19 protein-coding genes are annotated in these 18,897 nt (G+C 71.6%); 12 read left to right on the top strand and 7 right to left on the bottom strand.

Annotated elements, in window-relative coordinates:
• Positions 1-272 precede the first annotated feature (272 nt).
• The 6 genes from ABFX81_RS31650 (at position 273) to ABFX81_RS31625 (ending at position 7,105) form a co-directional block, all read left to right on the top strand.
• A complete protein-coding gene (locus tag ABFX81_RS31650) occupies positions 273-1,553 on the top strand; it encodes a PucR family transcriptional regulator (protein ID WP_346139004.1) in 1,281 nt (426 codons plus the stop codon).
• A 520-nt stretch (positions 1,554-2,073) separates the two neighbouring features.
• A complete protein-coding gene (locus ABFX81_RS31645; RefSeq protein WP_346139003.1) occupies positions 2,074-2,988 on the top strand; it encodes an ABC transporter ATP-binding protein in 915 nt (304 codons plus the stop codon).
• The gene (locus tag ABFX81_RS31640) at positions 2,985-3,785 is read left to right on the top strand and encodes an ATP-binding cassette domain-containing protein (protein ID WP_086851595.1); all 801 of its coding nucleotides are present in this window, start codon (positions 2,985-2,987) and stop codon (positions 3,783-3,785) included. The genes ABFX81_RS31645 and ABFX81_RS31640 overlap by 4 nt, the downstream gene beginning before the upstream one ends.
• A complete protein-coding gene (locus ABFX81_RS31635) occupies positions 3,782-4,678 on the top strand; it encodes an ABC transporter permease subunit (protein ID WP_086851593.1) in 897 nt (298 codons plus the stop codon). Before ABFX81_RS31640 ends, ABFX81_RS31635 begins: the two co-directional genes overlap by 4 nt.
• A complete protein-coding gene (locus tag ABFX81_RS31630; protein WP_346139001.1) occupies positions 4,671-5,810 on the top strand; it encodes a branched-chain amino acid ABC transporter permease in 1,140 nt (379 codons plus the stop codon). Before ABFX81_RS31635 ends, ABFX81_RS31630 begins: the two co-directional genes overlap by 8 nt.
• Complete coding sequence (locus ABFX81_RS31625; RefSeq protein ID WP_086851590.1) at positions 5,807-7,105, top strand: ABC transporter substrate-binding protein; 1,299 nt, start codon at positions 5,807-5,809, stop codon at positions 7,103-7,105. Before ABFX81_RS31630 ends, ABFX81_RS31625 begins: the two co-directional genes overlap by 4 nt.
• A gap of 200 nt (positions 7,106-7,305) precedes the next feature.
• On the opposite strand, the gene ABFX81_RS31620 is transcribed toward ABFX81_RS31625, so the two are convergent.
• Both ABFX81_RS31620 and ABFX81_RS31615 read right to left on the bottom strand, forming a co-directional pair.
• Positions 7,306-7,827, bottom strand: coding sequence for a DUF4232 domain-containing protein (locus ABFX81_RS31620; RefSeq protein ID WP_346139000.1), 522 nt, complete (start codon positions 7,825-7,827; stop codon positions 7,306-7,308).
• Between the two features lie 257 nt (positions 7,828-8,084).
• Positions 8,085-8,720, bottom strand: coding sequence for a DUF6461 domain-containing protein (locus tag ABFX81_RS31615; protein ID WP_086854348.1), 636 nt, complete (start codon positions 8,718-8,720; stop codon positions 8,085-8,087).
• Between the two features lie 256 nt (positions 8,721-8,976).
• On the opposite strand from ABFX81_RS31615, the gene ABFX81_RS31610 reads away from it, so the two are divergent.
• The 3 genes from ABFX81_RS31610 to ABFX81_RS31600 all read left to right on the top strand — a co-directional run bounded on the left by ABFX81_RS31610 (position 8,977) and on the right by ABFX81_RS31600 (position 10,907).
• On the top strand, positions 8,977-9,129 hold the full coding sequence (locus ABFX81_RS31610) for a hypothetical protein (RefSeq protein WP_346138998.1): 153 nt from the start codon (positions 8,977-8,979) through the stop codon (positions 9,127-9,129).
• A 169-nt stretch (positions 9,130-9,298) separates the two neighbouring features.
• Positions 9,299-9,862, top strand: a complete 564-nt coding sequence (locus ABFX81_RS31605) for a snapalysin family zinc-dependent metalloprotease (protein ID WP_086854347.1) — start codon at positions 9,299-9,301, stop codon at positions 9,860-9,862.
• Positions 9,863-9,983: 121 nt separating this feature from the next.
• Positions 9,984-10,907 carry a spermidine synthase family protein gene (locus tag ABFX81_RS31600; RefSeq protein WP_086854350.1) on the top strand — a complete coding sequence of 308 codons (924 nt, stop codon included), beginning with the start codon at positions 9,984-9,986 and terminating at the stop codon, positions 10,905-10,907.
• Positions 10,908-10,932: 25 nt separating this feature from the next.
• Here the strand turns inward: ABFX81_RS31600 and ABFX81_RS31595 are convergent, their stop codons facing one another.
• The gene (locus ABFX81_RS31595) at positions 10,933-12,414 is read right to left on the bottom strand and encodes an extracellular catalytic domain type 1 short-chain-length polyhydroxyalkanoate depolymerase (RefSeq protein ID WP_086854346.1); all 1,482 of its coding nucleotides are present in this window, start codon (positions 12,412-12,414) and stop codon (positions 10,933-10,935) included.
• Between the two features lie 342 nt (positions 12,415-12,756).
• Here ABFX81_RS31595 and ABFX81_RS31590 point away from each other — a divergent pair, with 342 nt between their 5' ends.
• Entirely contained in the window at positions 12,757-14,169 is a 1,413-nt protein-coding gene (locus tag ABFX81_RS31590; RefSeq protein WP_086854345.1) for a tannase/feruloyl esterase family alpha/beta hydrolase, read from the top strand.
• A 25-nt stretch (positions 14,170-14,194) separates the two neighbouring features.
• Here the strand turns inward: ABFX81_RS31590 and ABFX81_RS31585 are convergent, their stop codons facing one another.
• The 4 genes from ABFX81_RS31585 to ABFX81_RS31570 form a co-directional block, all read right to left on the bottom strand.
• Positions 14,195-15,355: an oxygenase MpaB family protein gene (locus tag ABFX81_RS31585; protein ID WP_086854344.1), complete on the bottom strand. Its 1,161-nt coding sequence runs from the start codon at positions 15,353-15,355 to the stop codon at positions 14,195-14,197.
• Between the two features lie 95 nt (positions 15,356-15,450).
• Entirely contained in the window at positions 15,451-16,506 is a 1,056-nt protein-coding gene (locus ABFX81_RS31580) for a polyprenyl synthetase family protein (protein WP_086854343.1), read from the bottom strand.
• On the bottom strand, positions 16,496-16,774 hold the full coding sequence (locus ABFX81_RS31575; RefSeq protein WP_086854342.1) for a polyprenyl synthetase: 279 nt from the start codon (positions 16,772-16,774) through the stop codon (positions 16,496-16,498). The genes ABFX81_RS31580 and ABFX81_RS31575 overlap by 11 nt, the downstream gene beginning before the upstream one ends.
• Before the next feature lie 212 nt (positions 16,775-16,986).
• On the bottom strand, positions 16,987-17,502 hold the full coding sequence (locus ABFX81_RS31570; RefSeq protein WP_086854341.1) for a GNAT family N-acetyltransferase: 516 nt from the start codon (positions 17,500-17,502) through the stop codon (positions 16,987-16,989).
• A gap of 353 nt (positions 17,503-17,855) precedes the next feature.
• On the opposite strand from ABFX81_RS31570, the gene ABFX81_RS31565 reads away from it, so the two are divergent.
• Complete coding sequence (locus ABFX81_RS31565; protein WP_086854340.1) at positions 17,856-18,251, top strand: hypothetical protein; 396 nt, start codon at positions 17,856-17,858, stop codon at positions 18,249-18,251.
• Positions 18,252-18,373: 122 nt separating this feature from the next.
• Positions 18,374-18,883: a hypothetical protein gene (locus ABFX81_RS31560; protein ID WP_086854339.1), complete on the top strand. Its 510-nt coding sequence runs from the start codon at positions 18,374-18,376 to the stop codon at positions 18,881-18,883.
• The last annotated feature ends 14 nt before the right edge of the window (positions 18,884-18,897 follow it).

Here is an 18,897-nt window from a genome sequence, read left to right as displayed (position 1 = left end):
GGCGGTCTGCCCAGAGCGTTCCCTGCGGTCCGCCAAGCGGGGACCTTGGCGGTCCGCCGGAGGGAGCCCCGGCGGTCTGCCCAGAGGCGTTCCCGGCGGTCCGCACGGAAAAGACCGCCGCACGCCTCTGGGGACCGACCGGACGGTATGCCATTCTTCGATGCAGGACGATTTGGGTGGCGAGGGCCGCACGGGCAGCGCACCCGCCGGACGCCGCCGAGGCCACCCGGCGTCGGAGCACAGCCGGGAAGCCGAGTTGGGGGAGGACCGCGATGCATCCTGCCGCACGCACACGCGCGACGTTCCGCACCGGGCCGATGCCCGTTCCGCGACCGCGGACACGACGCATCCGGTCGCTGATCGACGCCGACGCCCTGCGCGTCCTGCACCGGGCGGCCCGCGTCCTGCTCGACGACCTGCCCGAGCTGACCGACCGGCTGCTGGCGGTCCTGCGCGAGCAGGAGCCGGCGTACCGGAGCGCGCTGGAGAACGACCACGCGGGCACCTGGCAGGAGGTGTACCGCTCGTTGCGGCACAGCGTGACCTCGCTGCTCGACCCGCGCGGCACCCGCGAGGCCGCCCACCGCTGCACCTGGCGGATCGGCGTCGCCCGGGCCGAGCAGGGCCTGCCGCTGGACGCGCTGCTGCACGCGTTCCGGCTGGGCGGGTCCCTGGTGTGGCAGCGGCTGGTCGAGGAGACCTCCCGCTCGGAGCCCGAGGACGTCCGGCTCCTGGTCCACGTGGCCACCGACGTGTGGAACTTCGTCGACGAGCACTGCACCCTCGTCGCGGACGCCTACCGGCAGGCCGAGCGGCAGCTGGCGTGGCGGCGCGAGAACCGGGTGCGGCTGCTCGCGGCGGCCCTCCTGGACGGCACGAGCCGGATCGCCGACCTGCCGGAGACCGCCGAAGGGCTGGGCCTGCCGGAGCACGGCCGGTACATCGTCGTCGCGGTCGCCGGTGGCCGGCCGGAGGACTCCGCGGACGTCCTGGCCACCGCCGTCCCACCCGGCACGAGCGCGTACTGGCACTCAGGAGCGGAAGTGGACTACGGCATCGTCCTGGTCGGCGACGAGGACGACCGGGACGCCGTGGCAGCGCTGGCCCTGCCCGCCGATGCTGCGGCCGGGTACCGGATCGGCATCGGCAGCGCCGTGACGGGGCTCGCCGCCGTCGGCGACGCCCGGCGCCTTGCCGACCTGGCCCTGAGCATCTGCCCGCCCGAGGGCGGCACCGTCCGGCTCACCGATCACCTGCCCGAGGCACTGGTCGCCTCCTGCCCGGGGCTCGGGGCGTCGCTCACCGAGCAGGTGCTCGGCCCCCTGCTGCGGCTGGAACCGGCCGACCGGGACGTACTGCTGGACACGCTGGTCGCCTGGTTCGCGTCCGAGGGGTCGGCCCAGCGTGCCGGCGAACGGCTCTACTGCCACCGCAACACCGTCCTGAACCGGCTGCGCCGCTGCGAGCAGCTCATCGGCCGTTCCCTGGCCCGCCCGCTCGACGTGGTGGAGATCAGCCTCGCCTTGACGGCGCGCCGGCTGCCGCGCGGCTGACCGGCGTCCGGCCGCCGCTGCCGCGCGGACTACCGGGGCTCCCGGCTTCCGCGCCCCGCCCGGGGCCACGGCGCACGCCGCGTACGGTCCTCGTGCCACCTCACAGCGCTCCCAAAACAACCTGGCACCGCGCCTACCTCTCCGCGTGGCGGGTGCAGGCCCTTCCGCATGGTGGCGCCTACCTCTCCGCGTGGCGGGTGCAGGCCCTTCCGCATGGTGGCGCCTACCTCTCCGCGTGGCGGGCCCAGGCCCTTCCGCATGGCGGTGCCCACCCCCCCCACACGGCGGCGCACACCCCTCTCATAGCGGTGCCCAGCGCCGCCACCCACCGACCTGCGTTCCGTCCCCGGCGCTGCCCCCGGCTCGTCCCCCTGGGCAGCCGCACAATCCCCGCCGACCCCCGTTGGGACCACGCAGCCACCCCGCCCGAACACCTGTACCGCACGCCCGCGCCCGTGCTGTCGTGGGCTGCCCTTCCCCCGAAGCTCCCGTGCCCCAGGCACGGACCCGAGGAGCCGTGATGCCCGAAGCACCACCGGACGAAGAGCGCGCCCTGCGCGTGGAGGGCCTCGACGTGACCTACGGCCGCGCCCTGTCCGCCCTTCGTTCCGTATCCCTGACCGTCCCGCACGGCACGGTCGTCGCCCTGCTCGGCGCCAACGGCGCGGGCAAGACGACCCTGCTGCGGGCGGTGTCGGGCACCCTGCGCCTGCACCGCGGCGCTGTCACGGCCGGCAGTATCCGCTACGGCGCCACAGAGCTCGACGGGCGCGACCCGGTCGCCGCGGTGCGCGCCGGAGTCGTCCAGGTCCCCGAGGGCCGCCGGGTCTTCGCCGGGCTCACCGTCGACGAGAATCTACGCTCCGGCGGCCTCGGCCTCGGACGGCGCCGCCCGGCACAGGTCGCCGAGGCCCGGGACCGGGTCTTCACGCTCTTCCCGCGCCTGGCCGAACGCACCAGGCAGGCCGCCGGTCTCCTCTCCGGCGGTGAGCAGCAGATGCTCGCCATCGGCCGGGCACTGATGGCCGCGCCCCGCCTGCTCCTGCTCGACGAACCCTCCCTCGGCCTCGCCCCGCAGATGGTCTACCGGATCGCCGAGGTCGTCCGCGAGATCAACGCCCAGGGCACCGCCGTCCTGCTCGTCGAGCAGAACGCGGGCATGGCGCTGTCCCTCGCCGACACCGCCCACGTCCTGGAGGTCGGCGAGGTCCGGCTGTCCGGGCCCGCCGACGAACTGGCCCGCACGGACGCCGTACGACGCCTGTACCTGGGCGAGACCACAGACACCACAGAGACAACAGAGACAACAGAGACAACAGAGACAGACACCACACAGAGCACAGAGACCGCACAGAACACGAACACCACACAGACCACGGAAGCCGGCGACATCTCCAGAACCGCCGGAACCACCGAGGGGCAGGGAGCCGCGTGACCACCCGCACCACCGCACCACCCCCGCTCACCGTGACGGACGTGACCGTCCGGTTCGCCGGACTCACCGCCCTGGACGCGGTGTCCTTGACCGTCACCCCGGGCTCCGTCCACGCGATCATCGGACCCAACGGAGCGGGCAAGTCAACCTGCTTCAACGTCCTGTCGGGCCTGTGCCGCCCGGCCACGGGCACCGTACGGCTCGGTGACGCCGACCTCACCCGGCTCGCCCCCCACCGCATAGCCGCCCTCGGCGTCGCCCGCACGTTCCAGAACATCGTCACCACCCAGGGCACGGTCGCCGACAACCTGCTGCTCGGCCGCCACGCCCTGTCCCGGGCCGGCTTCACCGCCAGCGCGCTGCGCCTGCCGCACGCGCGGCGCGAACAGCGCGAACAACTCGCCCGGGCCCGTGAGGCAGCCGAACTCACCGGCCTGGGAGCGCACTTCGACAGCCCCGTCGCCCTGCTCTCCTACGGCGACCGCAAGCGCGTGGAGTTCGCCCGCGCCCTGTGCCTGGAGCCCAGCGTCCTGCTGCTGGACGAACCGGTCGCCGGGATGAACGCGGCCGAACGCGCCCGCACGGTCGAGGTCGTGCACGCCGTACGCGCGGAACTCGGCCTGTCCGTGGTGCTGGTGGAGCACGACATGGGTCTGGTGATGCGCCTGGCCGACGAGGTCACCGTCCTCGACTTCGGCCGTGTCATCGCGCACGGCACCCCGGACGAGGTCCGCCGCGACCCGGAGGTGCTGCGCGCCTACCTGGGCACCGGGGCTGAAGCGGAGGACGCCGCATGACCACTTTCCTGGACAACATCTTCAACGGCCTCGCCCTGGGCGCGGTCTACGCCCTCGTCGCCCTCGGCTTCGTCATCATCTTCAAGGCGTCCGGCGTCATGAACTTCGCCCACGGCTCGCTGCTGCTGCTCGGCGGCTACCTCACTGCCGTACTCCACGACGACCTCGGCTTCGCCGGAGCCCTGGCCGTGGCCGTCCTGGTGACCGCGGCCGTGGCCGGCGCCATGGACCGCTTCCTGCTCCACGCCGGCGGGACCGACCCGCACGCCGCTCACGTGCAGACCATCGTCACCATCGGCGTCGACATCGTCATCCTCACCGACCTCTCGCGGCGCATCGGCGGCGACCTGCTCTCGCTCGGCGATCCCTGGGGCGACTCGGTCAGCGGGCTGGGGCCGGTGACCGTCGCGGACAGCCGGATCGCCGCGATCGTCGTCTCCACCGTGGTCATCGCCGGTGTCTTCGCCCTGTTCCGGTACACGTCCTGGGGCCTGTCGCTGCGCGCCTCGGCCGAGGACGTCGAGGCGGCCGCCCTGATGGGCGTACGGCTGGTGCGCATCCGCACCCTCGCCTGGTGCCTGGCCGGCGCGCTCGCGGCCCTCGCGGCGGTCTTCCTCGCCGCGTTCCCCGCACCCGGCCTGGAGCGCACCACGGGGCAGATCGCCCTGAAGGCGTTCCCGGCGGCGATCCTCGGCGGAATGGCCTCGCCGCCCGGCGCCCTCGCGGGCAGCCTGCTGATCGGCCTGACCGAGGCGCTCGTCGCGGGCTACCAGTCCGACCTGCACATCCTGGGGGAGGGGTTCGGTGACGTCGCTCCCTACGCGGTGATGGTGCTGGTGCTGCTCGTGCGGCCCACCGGGCTGTTCGGCGGAAAGGCGGCGGTCCGTGTCTGAGCGACTCTCCCGCACCCGCGCCGTCCGTCTCGGCTGGACCTTCACGGCCGTCGTGGTGCTGTGCGCCCTGCCCTTCTACCTCGACGCGTTCTGGCTGCGCATCGGACTGTTCTCGATGGCGGCGGCCGTCGGCGCGGTGGGCCTGGGCCTGCTGTCCGGCACCGCCGGCCAACTCTCCCTCGGCCACGCCTTCTTCCTGGCCGTGGGCGCCTACGGCTACGTATGGCTGGCCGGTGAGCCCGGACCTGGACTGCCGACCGCCCTCGCCGCCGTGCTCGCGGTGCTGTTGGCCGGGGCGGCGGGCGGGCTGTTCAGCCCTGTCGCCGGCCGGGTGCGCGGTGTCTACCTCGGCGTCGCCACCCTGGCCCTGGTCTTCCTGGGGCACCACGTCCTCCTCACGGCGGACTCCGTCACCGGCGGCTTCAACGGCCGCTCGGTGCCACCCCTGGACGTGGGCGGCTTCTCCTTCGCGGCCGACTCCGAACTGTCCTTGCTGGGCGTGCCGTTCGGTGCCGAGGAACGGCTGTGGTACCTGGGGCTCGCACTGTTCGCGATCACCTGGTTCACCGCCCGAGGACTGCTCCGCGGCCGTCCCGGACGCGCCCTGGTGGCCCTGCGCGACAGCGAGACGGCGGCCGCCGTGATGGGCGTCGACGTCTCCCGCTACCGCTCGGCGGCCTTCGTGGTCTCGTCGATGTACGCGGGCCTCGCAGGGGTGATGCTCGCCCTCGCCTTCCGCCGCGTCGTGCCCGACTACTTCGGCCTCGTCCTGTCGGTCGACTACCTCGCCATGATCGTCATCGGCGGGCTGGGGTCGGTGGCCGGAGCCACCGCCGGTGCCGTCTTCGTCACCGCGCTGCCCCTGCTGATGACCCGCTACGCCGACCAACTGCCGCTGGTGGCCGCCCCCGGCACCACCGACGGCGCGGTCGGTCCCACCGAGGCGGCCCGCTACCTCTACGGAGCGGCGATCGTCCTGATCCTGCTGTTCGCCCCCGACGGGCTGCACGGTCTGGTCCGGCGCCTGCGCGCCCGCCTGCGCCGCCGTCGGACCGCCCCACCGCCCGCCGATGCCGCCTCCCCGTCCCAGCCACCCGCGTCAGCCGTACGAGCCAAGGAGCCCACCCCGTGAAGTCCTCGCACCACACGCACCACACGCCCCGTGTTCCGCGCACCACGTCACTCCTGGCCGCGGCCGTCGCGGCCCTGTTGCTCGCGGGCACCGGCTGCAGCTCCAAGGCGGACTCCTCCGGGAGCGCCGGTGAGGGCGCCGACGGCGTCAAGACCGGCCCCGGAGTGACCGACAAGACGATCAAGCTCGGCGCCCTCACCGATCTGACCGGCCCCTACGCGACCCTGGGCAAGAGCATCGTGCAGGCCCAGCAGATGTGGGCGGACGAGGTCAACGCCCGCGGCGGCATCTGCGACCGGCGCGTCGAGATCGTCGTCAAGGACCACGGCTACGACGTCCAGAAGGCCGTCACCGCCTACGCCGACATCTCCTCGGACGTCGTGGCGCTGCCCCAGGTCATCGGTTCGCCCGTGATGGCCGCGCTGCTCGACGACATCGAGCGGGACAAGGTGCTGACCTTCCCGCAGGCCTGGGCCGCCTCCCTGCTCGGCCGGGACTCCGTGCAGGTCCTCGGCACCACCTACGACATCGACATGATCGCCGCGGTCGACTTCCTCACCCGCACCAAGGGGTTGGACAAGGGCGACACGATCGGCCACGTCTACTTCGAGGGCGACTACGGCGCGAACGCGCTCGAGGGCTCGAAGTGGGCCGCGAAGAAGGCGGGCCTGAAGGTCGTCGGACAGAAGATCAAGGCCACCGACACCGACCTGTCCGCGCAGGTCTCGGCGCTGCGCAAGGAGGGCGTCAAGGCGGTCCTGATTAGCGCCGGACCGGCCCAGACCGCCTCCCTGGTCGGGGTCGCGGCCTCCCGCGGCCTGAAGGTGCCCGTCGTCAGCAGCGCCCCCGGCTATGCCCCGCAGCTGATGAAGACGCCGGCCGCACCCGCCCTCGCCGCCCTGCTGAACGTGGTCAGCGCCGCGCCTGCCGTCAGCTCCGACCTGGCCGGGGTGCGCAAGATGGTCGCCTCCTACAAGAAGAAGTACCCGGGGTCCCTGATCGACTCCGGTGTCCTCTCCGGCTACAACGCCGCCCAGTTGATGGGTACCGACCTCAAGCGGGCCTGCGAGAACGGCAGCCTCGCTCGCGAGGACGTCGTCAAGGCCCACCGCTCCCAGTCCAACGTCGACGTCGGCCTCGGCACCGCGCAGAACTTCTCCGACAAGGCACAGCCGGCCAACACCTCGACGTACGTGCACAAGCCGGACGCCAAGGCGGTCGGCGCCGCGGTGAACGTGGAGGAGGCGCACACCGCGCCGGGGGTCAAGGAGTACCTCGCCTCGCGGACCTCGTAGGAGGGATCAGCGGCCGGTCGTCCCGCTCGGTTCCCGGAGCATCGAGACGTCGAAGTGTGCGTGTGCCCCCGGCCGACGGTGTGTCTGTCGGCCGGGGGCGGTTGCTGCCGCCTGTCACCGGGACAGGGGGCGGAGAGCGCCGGCCGGCGGGCAGGTGACCCTGCCGTCACCGGTCCCGGTGGAGACGATGGGCACGGATGTCATCCGGCGAAGGGCACCGCGTCGGCCGGATCGGCGTGCCAGTTGGTGGCGACGGGCTTGTCGACCGTGACGGCCTCGGGGAGGTCGAGGGTGACGGAGTCGGCTTCGTCGCCTGCGACGGAGAGGTGGAGCTGGTCGAACTGCCTGCCCTGGTTGCCGCCGGTGGTCTTGGGGCTGATGCCGGCATAGGCGGCGGTGGAGCCGGACAGGGTGATGCTCTCGCTGACGCCCTGCTCGGCCGGCGACACCTCGGTGTCGATGGAGGAGCCGAAGGAGGCGGAAGGGAGGACGCCCTTCAGGGAGCAGGTGACACCGGACTTCGCCTTGGCGGTGACGAGGAGGTATCCACCGGCCTGCGTCTCGGAACTGACCCTGAAGTCCAGGTCGTTGGTTCCACAGGCCCGCGCGGTGTCACTCCGGCTGTCGGCAGCGGCGGTGGCGGTCGCTGTGGCAGTGAGGGCCACCGCCGCGACTGCGGCGAGGGCGAGGCGGGCGGGGCGGGCGGCAAAGCGCGAACGCATCAAGATCTCCATGGTGCGGAAGTGGGTTGCCCAGCGGACTGCTTGGACGACCACAGCTTGTTCGCCGATCCGTCCCGCCTGCCACAGAAGGCGCCCACTACGGGACGCCGGAATGATGGAACGGACGCTGACCAGCAGGGATATCGGCGACCTGGAACGGCTTGCTGGGATGCGGTCGCCGGACTGACCGTCCACGCACGCGTCAGCGCGGCAGCGCGAGCGGTTCCGCCGGGACACGGTGCTGATCGCGAACGGCGTCAGGCGAACGCGGCTGCGGGTAGCTCCGCCTCGGTCTCCTCCCAAGGGAGGCAGATGTCGAGGTCGCGCTCCAGGAATTGAAGGAACGCCACATCAGCCACCTCGTCGTCGCCAGGAACAAAGCCGAGCGCCTCTTCGGCCGGTATCCCGTTCGTAAGATGCGGCAGACCAGGCTCGAAAGATGTCACCGTCTCGCCGTGGACTGCGTAGTCGACGCTGCTGAAGCCCTTCGCGTTGCGATGCACGCAAAAGGCCCGTCCCCGCTCGGACAGCGCGGCAAGGTGGTTCCCCGTGTAGGAGCTGAATTCCTCCAGCGCGTACGCCCAACCCGCGACCGAGCCGGCCCTGACGATGACGTCCGGCGGAGCAGGCAGAAAGCCCGCGCGCGTCAGCCGGGTGACCGCCGCTTCGTCCTCCCAGTCCAGAAAGTCCAGGTCACTGATGTGGTCATCCTCGCTCCGGAGGAGCAGCTCGTACGCCGCGGAGCGGGAAAGCGGGACGAGGTGGTGCTCCTCGGCGCCGATGCCGCGCAGCAGCTCGTACGGCGAGAGCCCCTCGCTGAGTGTGAGCGTGAAGCTGGTGCCGTAGGCGTCGGCTATCCAGCGCAGTCCGTTCTCGGTACGTCCTCGCTTCATCAAGCTGCCCCTTCTGTACAAGACGCCGGGTGATCCGACCTGGATTCTCGACCATCAACATCTCCGGTTGGAGGCCCCGGTGATGGAGTCCGCGTATCGGGGTACCTGCGTCGGCATGGCACCGGAAAACGATCACGCTGAGTCCGTCCGAGCCCTGCGGCAGCTGCGCAGGATGCGAACCTTCTACGCCGGGGGTTCGGTCTTGTGGGGTGCTGTGGCCGCATCGGCGGGATGGGACGAGCCTGGAAGCCGGCAGATGTGGGTATCGGTCGTCCTCCTGGTGGTCTTCGCCGCCCTGCTGTCCATGACGTCCCTGTGGCTGTGGCGTCAGCAGGCCGCCCGTTCGGGTGAGCCCGTGCACCATGCCGCTCCGCGGAGGACGGCCTGGCGTCGCCACGCCAGCGCCTGACCGGATACCGGGAAGCGGCGACAGGCAGGCATGGCCCCTGCGTTCAGTCCGGAGTCCCTCGGAATACCTGAGGAATGACGGATTCATATCCTCCGCGGTTGGGGAATGGCCCCAGAGAATGTCATGAGCACGACTGCACGACTGTCCTTCCCCCACAAGGAGGTCGATCATGCACGTCCGCATGCTGAGCGGCGGCCTGGCCGCTGCCTGTCTGGTGTCCTTGTCCCTGACGGGCGTCCAGGCCGCGGCTGCCGCCCCGCAAACGGCTGCCGCCCCCCTGGCCCCCCGTGTCCTCACCTACGACGCCGGCGGCTCCGCGGAGTTCAGAAGCGCCGTCGACCGGGGCGCGGCGATCTGGAACGAGAGTGTCGACGCCGTCGAGCTGCGCCCGGCCGCGGCCGGGCAACGCGCGAACATACGGGTACTGGCGGACAACGGCTGGCCGCGCGCCCTGCCCACGACCCTGGGCAACGGAACCGTCTACATCGGGCGTCAGGCCGTGGACCAGGGCTACAACACGGTGCGTATCTCCGCCCACGAGCTCGGCCACATCCTGGGGCTGCCCGATCGCAAGCCCGGGCCGTGCTCGAGCCTGATGTCCGGTTCCAGCGCGGGCACCGCGTGCACGAACCCGTATCCGAACGCGGCGGAAAAGGCGGAGGTCGAGGGGAACTTCGGCGACCTACGGGTCGGGCGGGCCCCGGCGGCGCGTGCCGAGGTGATCGTGGACTGACGCGTGCGGCACCACCTGGATGCCCTTGAGATCGTCCCGGACCGAGCGGCCGGGCCGCTCGGTCCGGGACTGAGTACAAGTACTCATGTGCGCCCGGGGCCTGGCTGACAAGATCCCCGGCATGACGAGTGGCAGACGGGCGCTGACGGCCCTGCACCTCCTCCTGGTCTGGGTGATGATGGCGGCCGCGGTGCCGGTGCTCGGCTTCGGGCTGGTGATGGCGGCCTGGGGCGGCGGGGAAGGAGCGACGGCGCCGGTGTTCTTGCTGGGCGTGCCGCTGACGGTGGGTCTGCTGGCCGCGACGGCCACACCGGTGCGGACCGTGGTGCCGCTGTGCGGCTCCGTGCCCCAGCGGCTCGGCTGGGCGGCGTCGGTCTTCGTCCTCGGCACGCTGGGCGTCCTGGCGGGTGTGGCCGCCTACGGTGGGGACGTCGACCTGGGCGGCGCCAGGACCCGTATCGCGCTGACGGGGGTGCCGTACGCCGTGGCCGCGGCGTTCTTCGTGCCGAACCGCTGGGTGCGGGTGGGCGCGGTGACCGTGCTGGCGGCCGGGGTGGTCTACGGAGGTTTCGTCGGGCCGGCGCAGGCGGAGCAGCGCCAGCGCGAAGCGGAGGTCGTGCGGTACCGGGAGCACGCGGAACTGCTGTACCTGGGCGCTACGCCGCCCGGGATGCAACTGTCCCGTGCCGAGGCCGGCCCCGCCTCCTTCAGCGTCGAGTACCGCGGTGTCCGGGAGGACGTCTTCTCCTACGCGGCGCTCACGGTGCGCTCGCCGCTCACACCCACCCCACGGTGCCCCGACCTCCGGGAGAAGGGCGTGACCTGCGCGGTGGACGCGCGCGGTGAGATGCGCATGGTCCGCGACCTCCCCAGTGGCGATCACGCCGTCACCCTCGTCCGCCGTCACCGGAAGGCGGAGGTCGAGGTGACCAGCCAGACCCTCGGCGAACCCGGGCTGCGTCGTCTCCTGGACACGCTTCACCCGCTCTCGGACGAGGAACTGGAGAAACTGCTGCGGGAAGAGAAGATCAACCGCAGTCTCTGACCCGACGAGTTCGAGGCAGGCGGGCTCAGGCCGGGCAGCCGGAGTCGGCGATCACGTAGTAGGCGGGCGCGGTCTGCTTGAGGGTGCGGATGGTGAAGGTGTTCCACAGCCCCATCGCCTGACCGGAGCCCTTGGCGTAGGTGTGACCGCCGCTCTGGTAGGCGCGTCCGGCGACCGTGTGGTCGTAGTTGCCGGCCGTGTGGCACGTGGGTGTGAACCCGGTGGTGGTCGCGGTCGCGGGTGAGGAGACGACGCCTGCCGCGCCCGCTGTGTCCACGGCCGCCGCGGTGTAGGTGTACGTCGTGCCCGTCGCCAGGCCGGTGTCGGTGTAAGAGGTCGACGTCGTAGTGCCCACCTTCGTACCGCCGCGATAGACGATGTACGAGGTCGCCCCGTCGACCGCCTTCCAGTTCAGGGAGACGGTGGTGTCGGTGGTCCCGGTGACCGTCAGCCCCGTGGGCGCGGGCAGGGAGCCGGTGCCGCCGTCGTCGAGCCCCCAGAAGCGGGCGGTGTGGTAGCCGGAGCAGACGGTGTCGAGGTAGTAGGTGCCCGTACTGCCGCACTGTTCGGGGCCGCTGCCCGGGTCGACGGCCAGCCCGTGCCCCATCCCGGAGACGGAGTAGACCTCGACGGCGGGCCTGCCGGAGGCGTCGTCGTAGACGCTCCGTGTGGTGCCCGCGCCGAGGCTCTCGGTGCGGGAAGGCGTCTGGCCGATGCCCCAGACGTTCGTCCACTGGTCGCGCAACTCGGCGGCGTTGGCGGGCTTGACGGTGGTGTCGGCGGTGCCCTGCCAGATCGCGACGCGCGGCCAGGAGGTCGTGCCGGCCGGAGCGGCGGAGCGCACCAGGTCCCCCCATTGGGCCGGGCTCCTGTCGGGCGGGCTGTACATACAGGTGTACGCCGCGGCCACGCCGTTCGCGCACCGCGCGGGCAGTCCGGAGGCGATGGCGCCGCCCGCGAAGACGTCCGGGTAGGCGGCGAGCATGTTCGCGGTCATGGCGCCGCCGGCGGACAGGCCGGTGATGTGGACCCGCCGGGTGTCGCTGCCGTACAGGGAGACGGCTCTGTCGACCATCTGCTTGATCGACAGCGCCTCGCCCTGACCGCGCGCACTGTCGCCCGGTTCGAACCAGTTGAAGCAGGAGTTGGCGTTGTTGGCGCTGCTCGTCTGGGGGAAGACCAGGGCGAAACCGTAGGTGTCGGCGAACTTCGGCCAGCCGGAGTGCGCGTAGTAGTCACTCGCGCTCTGCGTGCAGCCGTGCAGGGCGATCACGAGCGGGGCACCGGCCGGCAGCGCTTCGGGCGCGTAGGCGTACATGGACAGGTTGCCGGGGTTGGTGCCGAAGCCGGTGACCTGGGTCAGACCCGCGGCGGATGCCGGGGGGCTCGCGGCGATCAGGCCGCCGGTGAGGGCCAGAGCCCCCGCGGCGGCGGTGACCCAGCGGCGGATGCCTCCGAGGATGCGGCGGCTTCTCGTGCGGCGGAACGGAGGGTGCGACTGTCCCATGACGAATGCCTCCTGATGTGGGGGAGGGATGCTTCGTGTCGCCGATGCCGGACGGGGGATCCGGAGACCGGCGTGGCGAGCATCATCGGGGCGCGCTCGCCGGCGTCGGCATGGGTGGGACGGCCACGCTTGGCGACGAGCTGTGTGACGGCGCTACATGGCCCCGTTCGTGAGGGATCGGTAAGGCCGGAACCACCGGACGAGGCCTCTCCCGGCCCAGCCGACCGGGTGGTGTCGGCAGCCACCGCCAAGCGGCCGATGGTGGTCCCCGGGCCCATATGCCGCGGCGAACGGGCGTCGTAGCTTCCAGCGCGTCCTTGTACGCCGTCGCGGAGGCACACCATGCGCCCCACCGTCCGTCCCCTGCCGCGCTCCTGGCGGCGAAGCGCCCCAGCGGTCCTCGCCGTGGCCGCCCTCACGCTCACCCAAGCGCCCGTCACGGCGGCACCGGCGATCCCGGGCGGCCACTGCGCACGCCTGACCGAGGTGCGTGTACCGGGGGCCCAGCACCAGCAGGCCGCCTGCCTGGACGAGTTGACCACGGCCGGCACGATCGCCTCGGGGCACACCGACCCGGCCGACTGGGCAGGGCTGACGCCGAAGGACCTGGCCGTCCCCAGCGGGGTCCCCGGCATCCAGATCGACGGCTACTTCCCCGACACGTCCACCACCAACACCAACCACGGCTGGGGGCACGACGCCCAGTTCGTCGTCCGCCTGCCCGACCGGTGGAACGGCGGTCTGGTGGTCGCGGGCACCCCCGGCAACCGCGAGCAGTACGCCAACGACCGGGCCGTCGCCGACTGGGTGCTGTCCCGCGGCTACGCCTACGCCGCCACCGACAAGGGCAACACCGGCCTCGCCTTCTACCGGGACGGCAGGACGCCGGGAGACGCCGTCGCCGAGTGGAACGACCGTCTCACCCAGCTCACCCGAGCCGCCCGGGCGACGGTCGCCCGGCGTTACGACCGGCCTCCGTCACGCACTCTGGTGACCGGCATGTCCAACGGCGGATACCTGGTGCGCTGGCAGCTGGAGAACCACCCCGAGCTCTACGACGGGGGAGTCGACTGGGAGGGCACCCTGTGGCGCTCCGACGGCCCCACCCTGCTGGACTTCCTGCCCGAGGCACTGCGCACCTACCCCGTGTACGCAGCCGGGGGCGAGGGAGCCGGCAAGGCGCGCCGAGCCCTGCACGCCGCCGGATTCCCGGCCGGGTCCGAGTTCCTCTGGCCGTACCACCACAAGGTCTACTGGGACCTGACCCAGCGCGTCTACCGCGAGGAACTGGACCCCGGCTTCGACGGGCCGACCGAGGCGGGCACGCCCTTCTGCGCGACGGGTACACCGGCCTGTGACGCCGACTACGACTACGCGTCCCGTCCCGCCGAGGTCAGAGGGGCCGTGAAGAAGATCGGACTGACCGGGCGGATCGGCAAGCCGCTGATCACCCTGCACGGCACCCTGGACGTCCTGCTGCCGATCAGCCAGGACTCCGACGTCTATGCCCGGATGGTGCGCCGGACCGGCCGCGGCCACCTGCACCGTTACTACCGCATCGAGGGCGGCACCCACACCGACGCCCTGGCCGACACGTACCCGGACCGGCTCCGTCCGCTGACGCCGTGCCACCGTACGGCCTTCACGGCGCTGGAGGCCTGGCTCGGGTCCGGCCGACGGCCGCCCGTCTCCCGCACGGTCGCCCTGCCCGCCGGGACGAACCCCGTGACCCTCGCGAACAACTGCCCCCTGTAGGCGCGGGACAGTGGCGGAGCGGCGGTCAGGAAACCGTGGCGGCCGGTGGCGTCCATCGGTGGCTGCGGGGTGCCGTGCTGGAGATGCCGTAGTCCTTCTTGAGCTGCTCGGGAATGGCGTAGTGCATGACGCGTCCTCGGGTCAGGGAGGACAGCTCCAGGACGGTGGTGAGGTGGCCGAGGCGGTCCAGGGCCCAGGCGCCGAACGGGGAGCGGTCTTCGATGGTTTCGAGAATGCCGAGGAGGTGGGGCACGGCCTTGACGACGGTGTCCCACCGGGTCTGCGGCACGTCGAGCCAGTCGGCGCAGGTGTCGCCGACGAGGTGGCGGATGAGAGCGGAGACGATCGGGTCGAAGAAGGTGCCGGGCACCACGTCTTCGTAGAGGTCGATGAGCTGCCGGGTCAGGTGCGCGCCCTCCTCGGATGGCCCCATGTGCCGGATCATGTACAGGTCGAGGAAGGTACGGGCCTCCTCCAGGGTCTCGGGGACGGCGTGCTGGTCGACGCCGAGCATGGCACCGACCACGCGCCAGGCGTAGTAGTAGGCTTCGGCGCCTTCCTGCGACATGTGGATGCCGAGGCGGTGCAGGCTGTCCAGGACGAGTAGCGAGAAGAACATCTGCCCGCCGATCATGTCCTCCTGGCAGATCGGCGTGCCCAGCGCGGTGGTGTCCCACCGGTTCTCCCGCTTGAGATGGTGGCGGATGGAGGCGTGCAGGAGGCGCACCTTCTGGGCGGCGGGGATGAAGCGGCTGCCGGCCTCGAAGGCGTCGGGCTGCATCAGGTAGACGGTGAACTGACCCGTCTCCGCCATCCGTTTGGACGGGTACTTCAGTCCGTGGGTGGCCGACAACAGCTTCGCCACGTGCGGGACGACGTAGCAGGCGGGCATGGAGGCGAACGACAGCGCGGTGGAGATGTGCACGTTGTTGTCGATGAAGAACAGCCGGGCCTTTTCCATCTCCGCCCAGTCGACCCAGGAGGGCGGAGCGGCCGTGGCCTCCAGGTACTCGCGGGCGACATCGGGCAGCCCGTCCGGCAGGGGAGCGCCGGCGGTGGAGACGTAGCGCATCAGGGTGTTGAACGTGCCCACCTGGCCGCGCTCGAAGAGGGCGGCGACGGTGGCGTCGGCGAGCTCGTCACCAGCGTGCCGCAGGGCGTCCATCGACGCCTCGGTGTAGGTCACGGCGGGGCTCCTTGTCTTGTCGGACCATCGACGGCCGGCGGAGGGCCGGCGGCCGGACACGGCGCGGGTCCGCACCCACTCGGGGGTGCGAAGGCTCAGGACGGGCGGTTCGCCGCGGAGTGCGCCAGTGCGGTCAGGGCGCTGGTGGCAGGTGCCGGTGCGTCCAGTTCGTGCAGGGCACCGAGCGCCTGCTCCACGCGTGCGCTGATCATGCCCTCGATGCGGTCGGGTGCCTTCAGCCCGCGCATCACCTCGCGCACCGCGTCCAGCTCCTCCGCGTCCAGGCGGCGCCGGCCGAGCAGGGCGCGCAGCCGTTCGCGGTCGGCGTCGTCAGCGAGGCGCCAGGTCTCCGCCAGCAGGGCCGTGGGCCGGTTGCCGCACACGTCGTCGGCGTTGGCCTTGCCGGTGCGTTCCGGGTCTCCGAACAGGCCGAGCAGGTCGTCCCGCAGCTGGAACGCCTCGCCCAGCGGCAGCCCGTACGCGGAGTAGCCCTCGCGAAGCCGCCCGCCCGCGCCCGCCAGGGCGCCGCCGATCAGCAGGGGCTGCTCAACGGTGTACTTGGCGGTCTTGTAGCGGACCACCTTCAGCGACGCTGTCGTGTCCGGACCGGCTCCGGTGCTCAGAATGTCCAGGCACTCGCCGGCGACGAGCTCGCGGGCCATGACCGACCACAAAGGGCGAGCCCGGGCCAGGTATGCGGCAGGCAGACCGCTGGTGGTGAACAGTTGCCCGGCCATCGACATCAGCAGGTCGCCCACCAGCATGGCCAGCGACCTCGCGGCGGCGTCGGCGCGCGGACGCCGCCGCACGGCGCCACGCAGGGCGACGTGGACCGTGGCCCGTCCGTGCCGCAAGGAGCTGTCGTCGATGAGGTCGTCGTGCACGACCGCGGCGGCGTGCACCAGCTCCATCGAGGCCGCGGCCCGAACCAGCGCGTCGCTGTCCGGCTGCCCTACCGCGCGCCAGCCCCAGTAGCAGAACGCGGCCCGCAGCCGTTTACCGTCCGCGACGGCCATCTCCAGCTGCTCGGCCACCGGGCCCAGGAGCGGATCGATCGCCGCGAACCGGTCGGCCTCCTGCGCGACGAACCGGTGCAGCACCTCGTCGACGCGGGTCTTGAACGCGGCCGGCTCCCACCGGTCAGACGCCATCGGCGGCCTTCCGGTCCAGGGCGTGCCGGGCGAGGATCTCCAGATGGGCCGGGGGCACGGCCGTGTACCGGTCCAGCACCAGGCGCCCACGCGCCAGCAGCTCGCTCTCGGCCTCCGCCGCCAGCTCCGCGGTGTCCGAGCGACGCAACAGCCCCCGCACCGACCCCACGGCGGAACCCAGCGTGCTCACCGCCAGATCGGCAAGCCCAGCCACCAGCAGCACCGCCTGCCGGTCCAACCCGTCCCGACGTCCCGCTTCTCGTGTCATGCTCCCCCACCCACACGCATCCGGGCGGCGCCGGTCACGCGCCGTCCTTCCGAGCATCGGGGCGAACCGGGCGCGAGAGAGCGGCAACTCACCATCGAGTGATCACGTCGCACGACTGTGCGGATCGCTGTTGCCCCAAGCTGCCAACTCCGTCTTCGACGCCCCGGCCACCTGGGGCAGTGATGGTCAAGACCCGTGGTGCGGTGCGGTCATCACCTGATGCTCCGGTGCCATCGAATCTCGCCTTCGTGCCATTCGTCGGTGGGTGTGAGCCCGGCGGCGGTGGCGACAGCGGCGGATGCCTGGTGGTCGGGGTGGATATGGGCGATGACGGTCCGCACCGGCTGCCGGCTGAGCCAGCCGACGAGTCCTCGGGCGGCTTCGGTGGCGATGCCTCTTCCCTGCCACGGAGTTCCCGTCACCCAGGCGATCTCGGCGTGGGAGCCGTGGCCGGAGTGTCTGATCGTCGCCTGGACCGTTCCCGTCAGGCATGCCTCCTCACGGAGGCTGATCACCCAGTTCAGCCAGGAGGCGGCCGGATCGGGAGAGCCCGCGGTCATGCGCCGGTAGCGCGAGCGCAGAGCTTGCGGGGTGTCCGGAGCGCCGCCGATGAAGGCGTGCAGCGCCGGATCGGACAGCACCCCGGCCATCTCCCCGGCGTGCTCGACGCGAAGCGGCAGCAGGTCCAGTCGCCGAGTGCTGATGGCCTGGGCCGCGAAGGTGCTCACGCCACGACCGCCGCGGGGTGTTCGGCGAGGTGGGGCGCATTCACGGCCCGCCACCGCTGGATGGGGTTCGTGGCGCGCAATGGAATCCGATGCTCGGTGGGGAAGTCGCGAGGACCCGAGGGGGCCCGTCCACCTGACGTGCTTCCGCATTCCCCGGGTCGCCAGGGGCACGAGGCGGGGGTACAGCGTACAAACCGCCGAACGCCAGATGTCGCCCAATGGCCTGAAGGCGCCTTACTGGTGCACCGGTGGATGGGCAGCATCGTTTCTGCGGCTCCGTCGACCGGAAACACACAGGAGCCACCTTGCAGGACCGGCACAGGAGTGCCGGTCCGTCAGTTGAGGGGGAATTCGTGAAGGCAGTCACGCGTATCGCCGCAGGCGCGTTCTCGATCGCCGCCATCGGCGGCAGCCTGATGCTCGCGCCGACCGCGCAGGCCGCGGCCACGTCCTGCTACGGCAGCGCGAAGTCGTACTCCAAGCCGGCGGGCGACCGCTGGTACCCGGCCAACGGGACCGGCCGGCTCACCACGACGAGCAATTGCGCGGACATCAACATCAAGCCCAACCAGACCACTCAGATCGCCGTCTGCTTCTACCCGTCCTCGGGCGGCTCCCAGTGCCAGCCTTCCTTCAAGACCGCACCGGCAGGCCAGTGGACCGTGGTCGCCACCGACGTGAGGGACGGCACTCGTTTCATCTTCGACTTCGCGGGGACCGCAGCCAAGTCCGGTGTCTGGGCGGCCTGACCCACTCGGGAGTCGTGCGATCAAGGACGTCCGGGGCTCGGCCCCGGTACCCCGGCCCTCTCTCGGAGGGCCGGGGTGAAACCCGGTCGACCGGGACGCACCGTGGAGGGAATCATGGGCGCGTGACGTCGACCGAAGCGGCAGCAATCGCTCTACAGGACCATGCCGCCCTCTGGAGCGTGGGAGAGATCCGTGCGTTCGATGTCGTCCATGCCGCCTGTGATGCGCTCGTCGCCGGACTCGACACCCCCGGCCTTCGGACCCTCGCCGCCTGCACGCGCGCCGAAGCGGACTACGACGTCCACGAGTTGCTTCCCGAAGCGCTCGACGAACTCGGCCTCACCTTCTACCCGGCCACCAGCGATGCCGGCCGAGAGCACGCCGCCCGAGCGCTCGCACGCCGCATGCTCGCCGGCGAGCTGACACCCCGGGAGCTCACCTCCCGTACGCACCAGCGCTTCGGACACGAACTGCCCCTCACCGAGCGGCTCGCCGAACTCGACGACGAGTACGACGTCCTCGAATACGACAACGGAACCGTGGACCAGGTCGATGCCGAGGTCACGGCCGAAGCCCGCCGCCTCGCAGCCCACCCCCACGTTCCACCCGGGGAGATCGCCGACCCTTGGTAAGGTGCCGCGAGTTC

It is taken from the genome of Streptomyces coeruleofuscus (assembly GCF_039532725.1).
In the GTDB taxonomy this organism is placed as follows: domain Bacteria; phylum Actinomycetota; class Actinomycetes; order Streptomycetales; family Streptomycetaceae; genus Streptomyces; species Streptomyces coeruleofuscus.
This window is presented reverse-complemented; position numbering and strand designations above follow the sequence as displayed.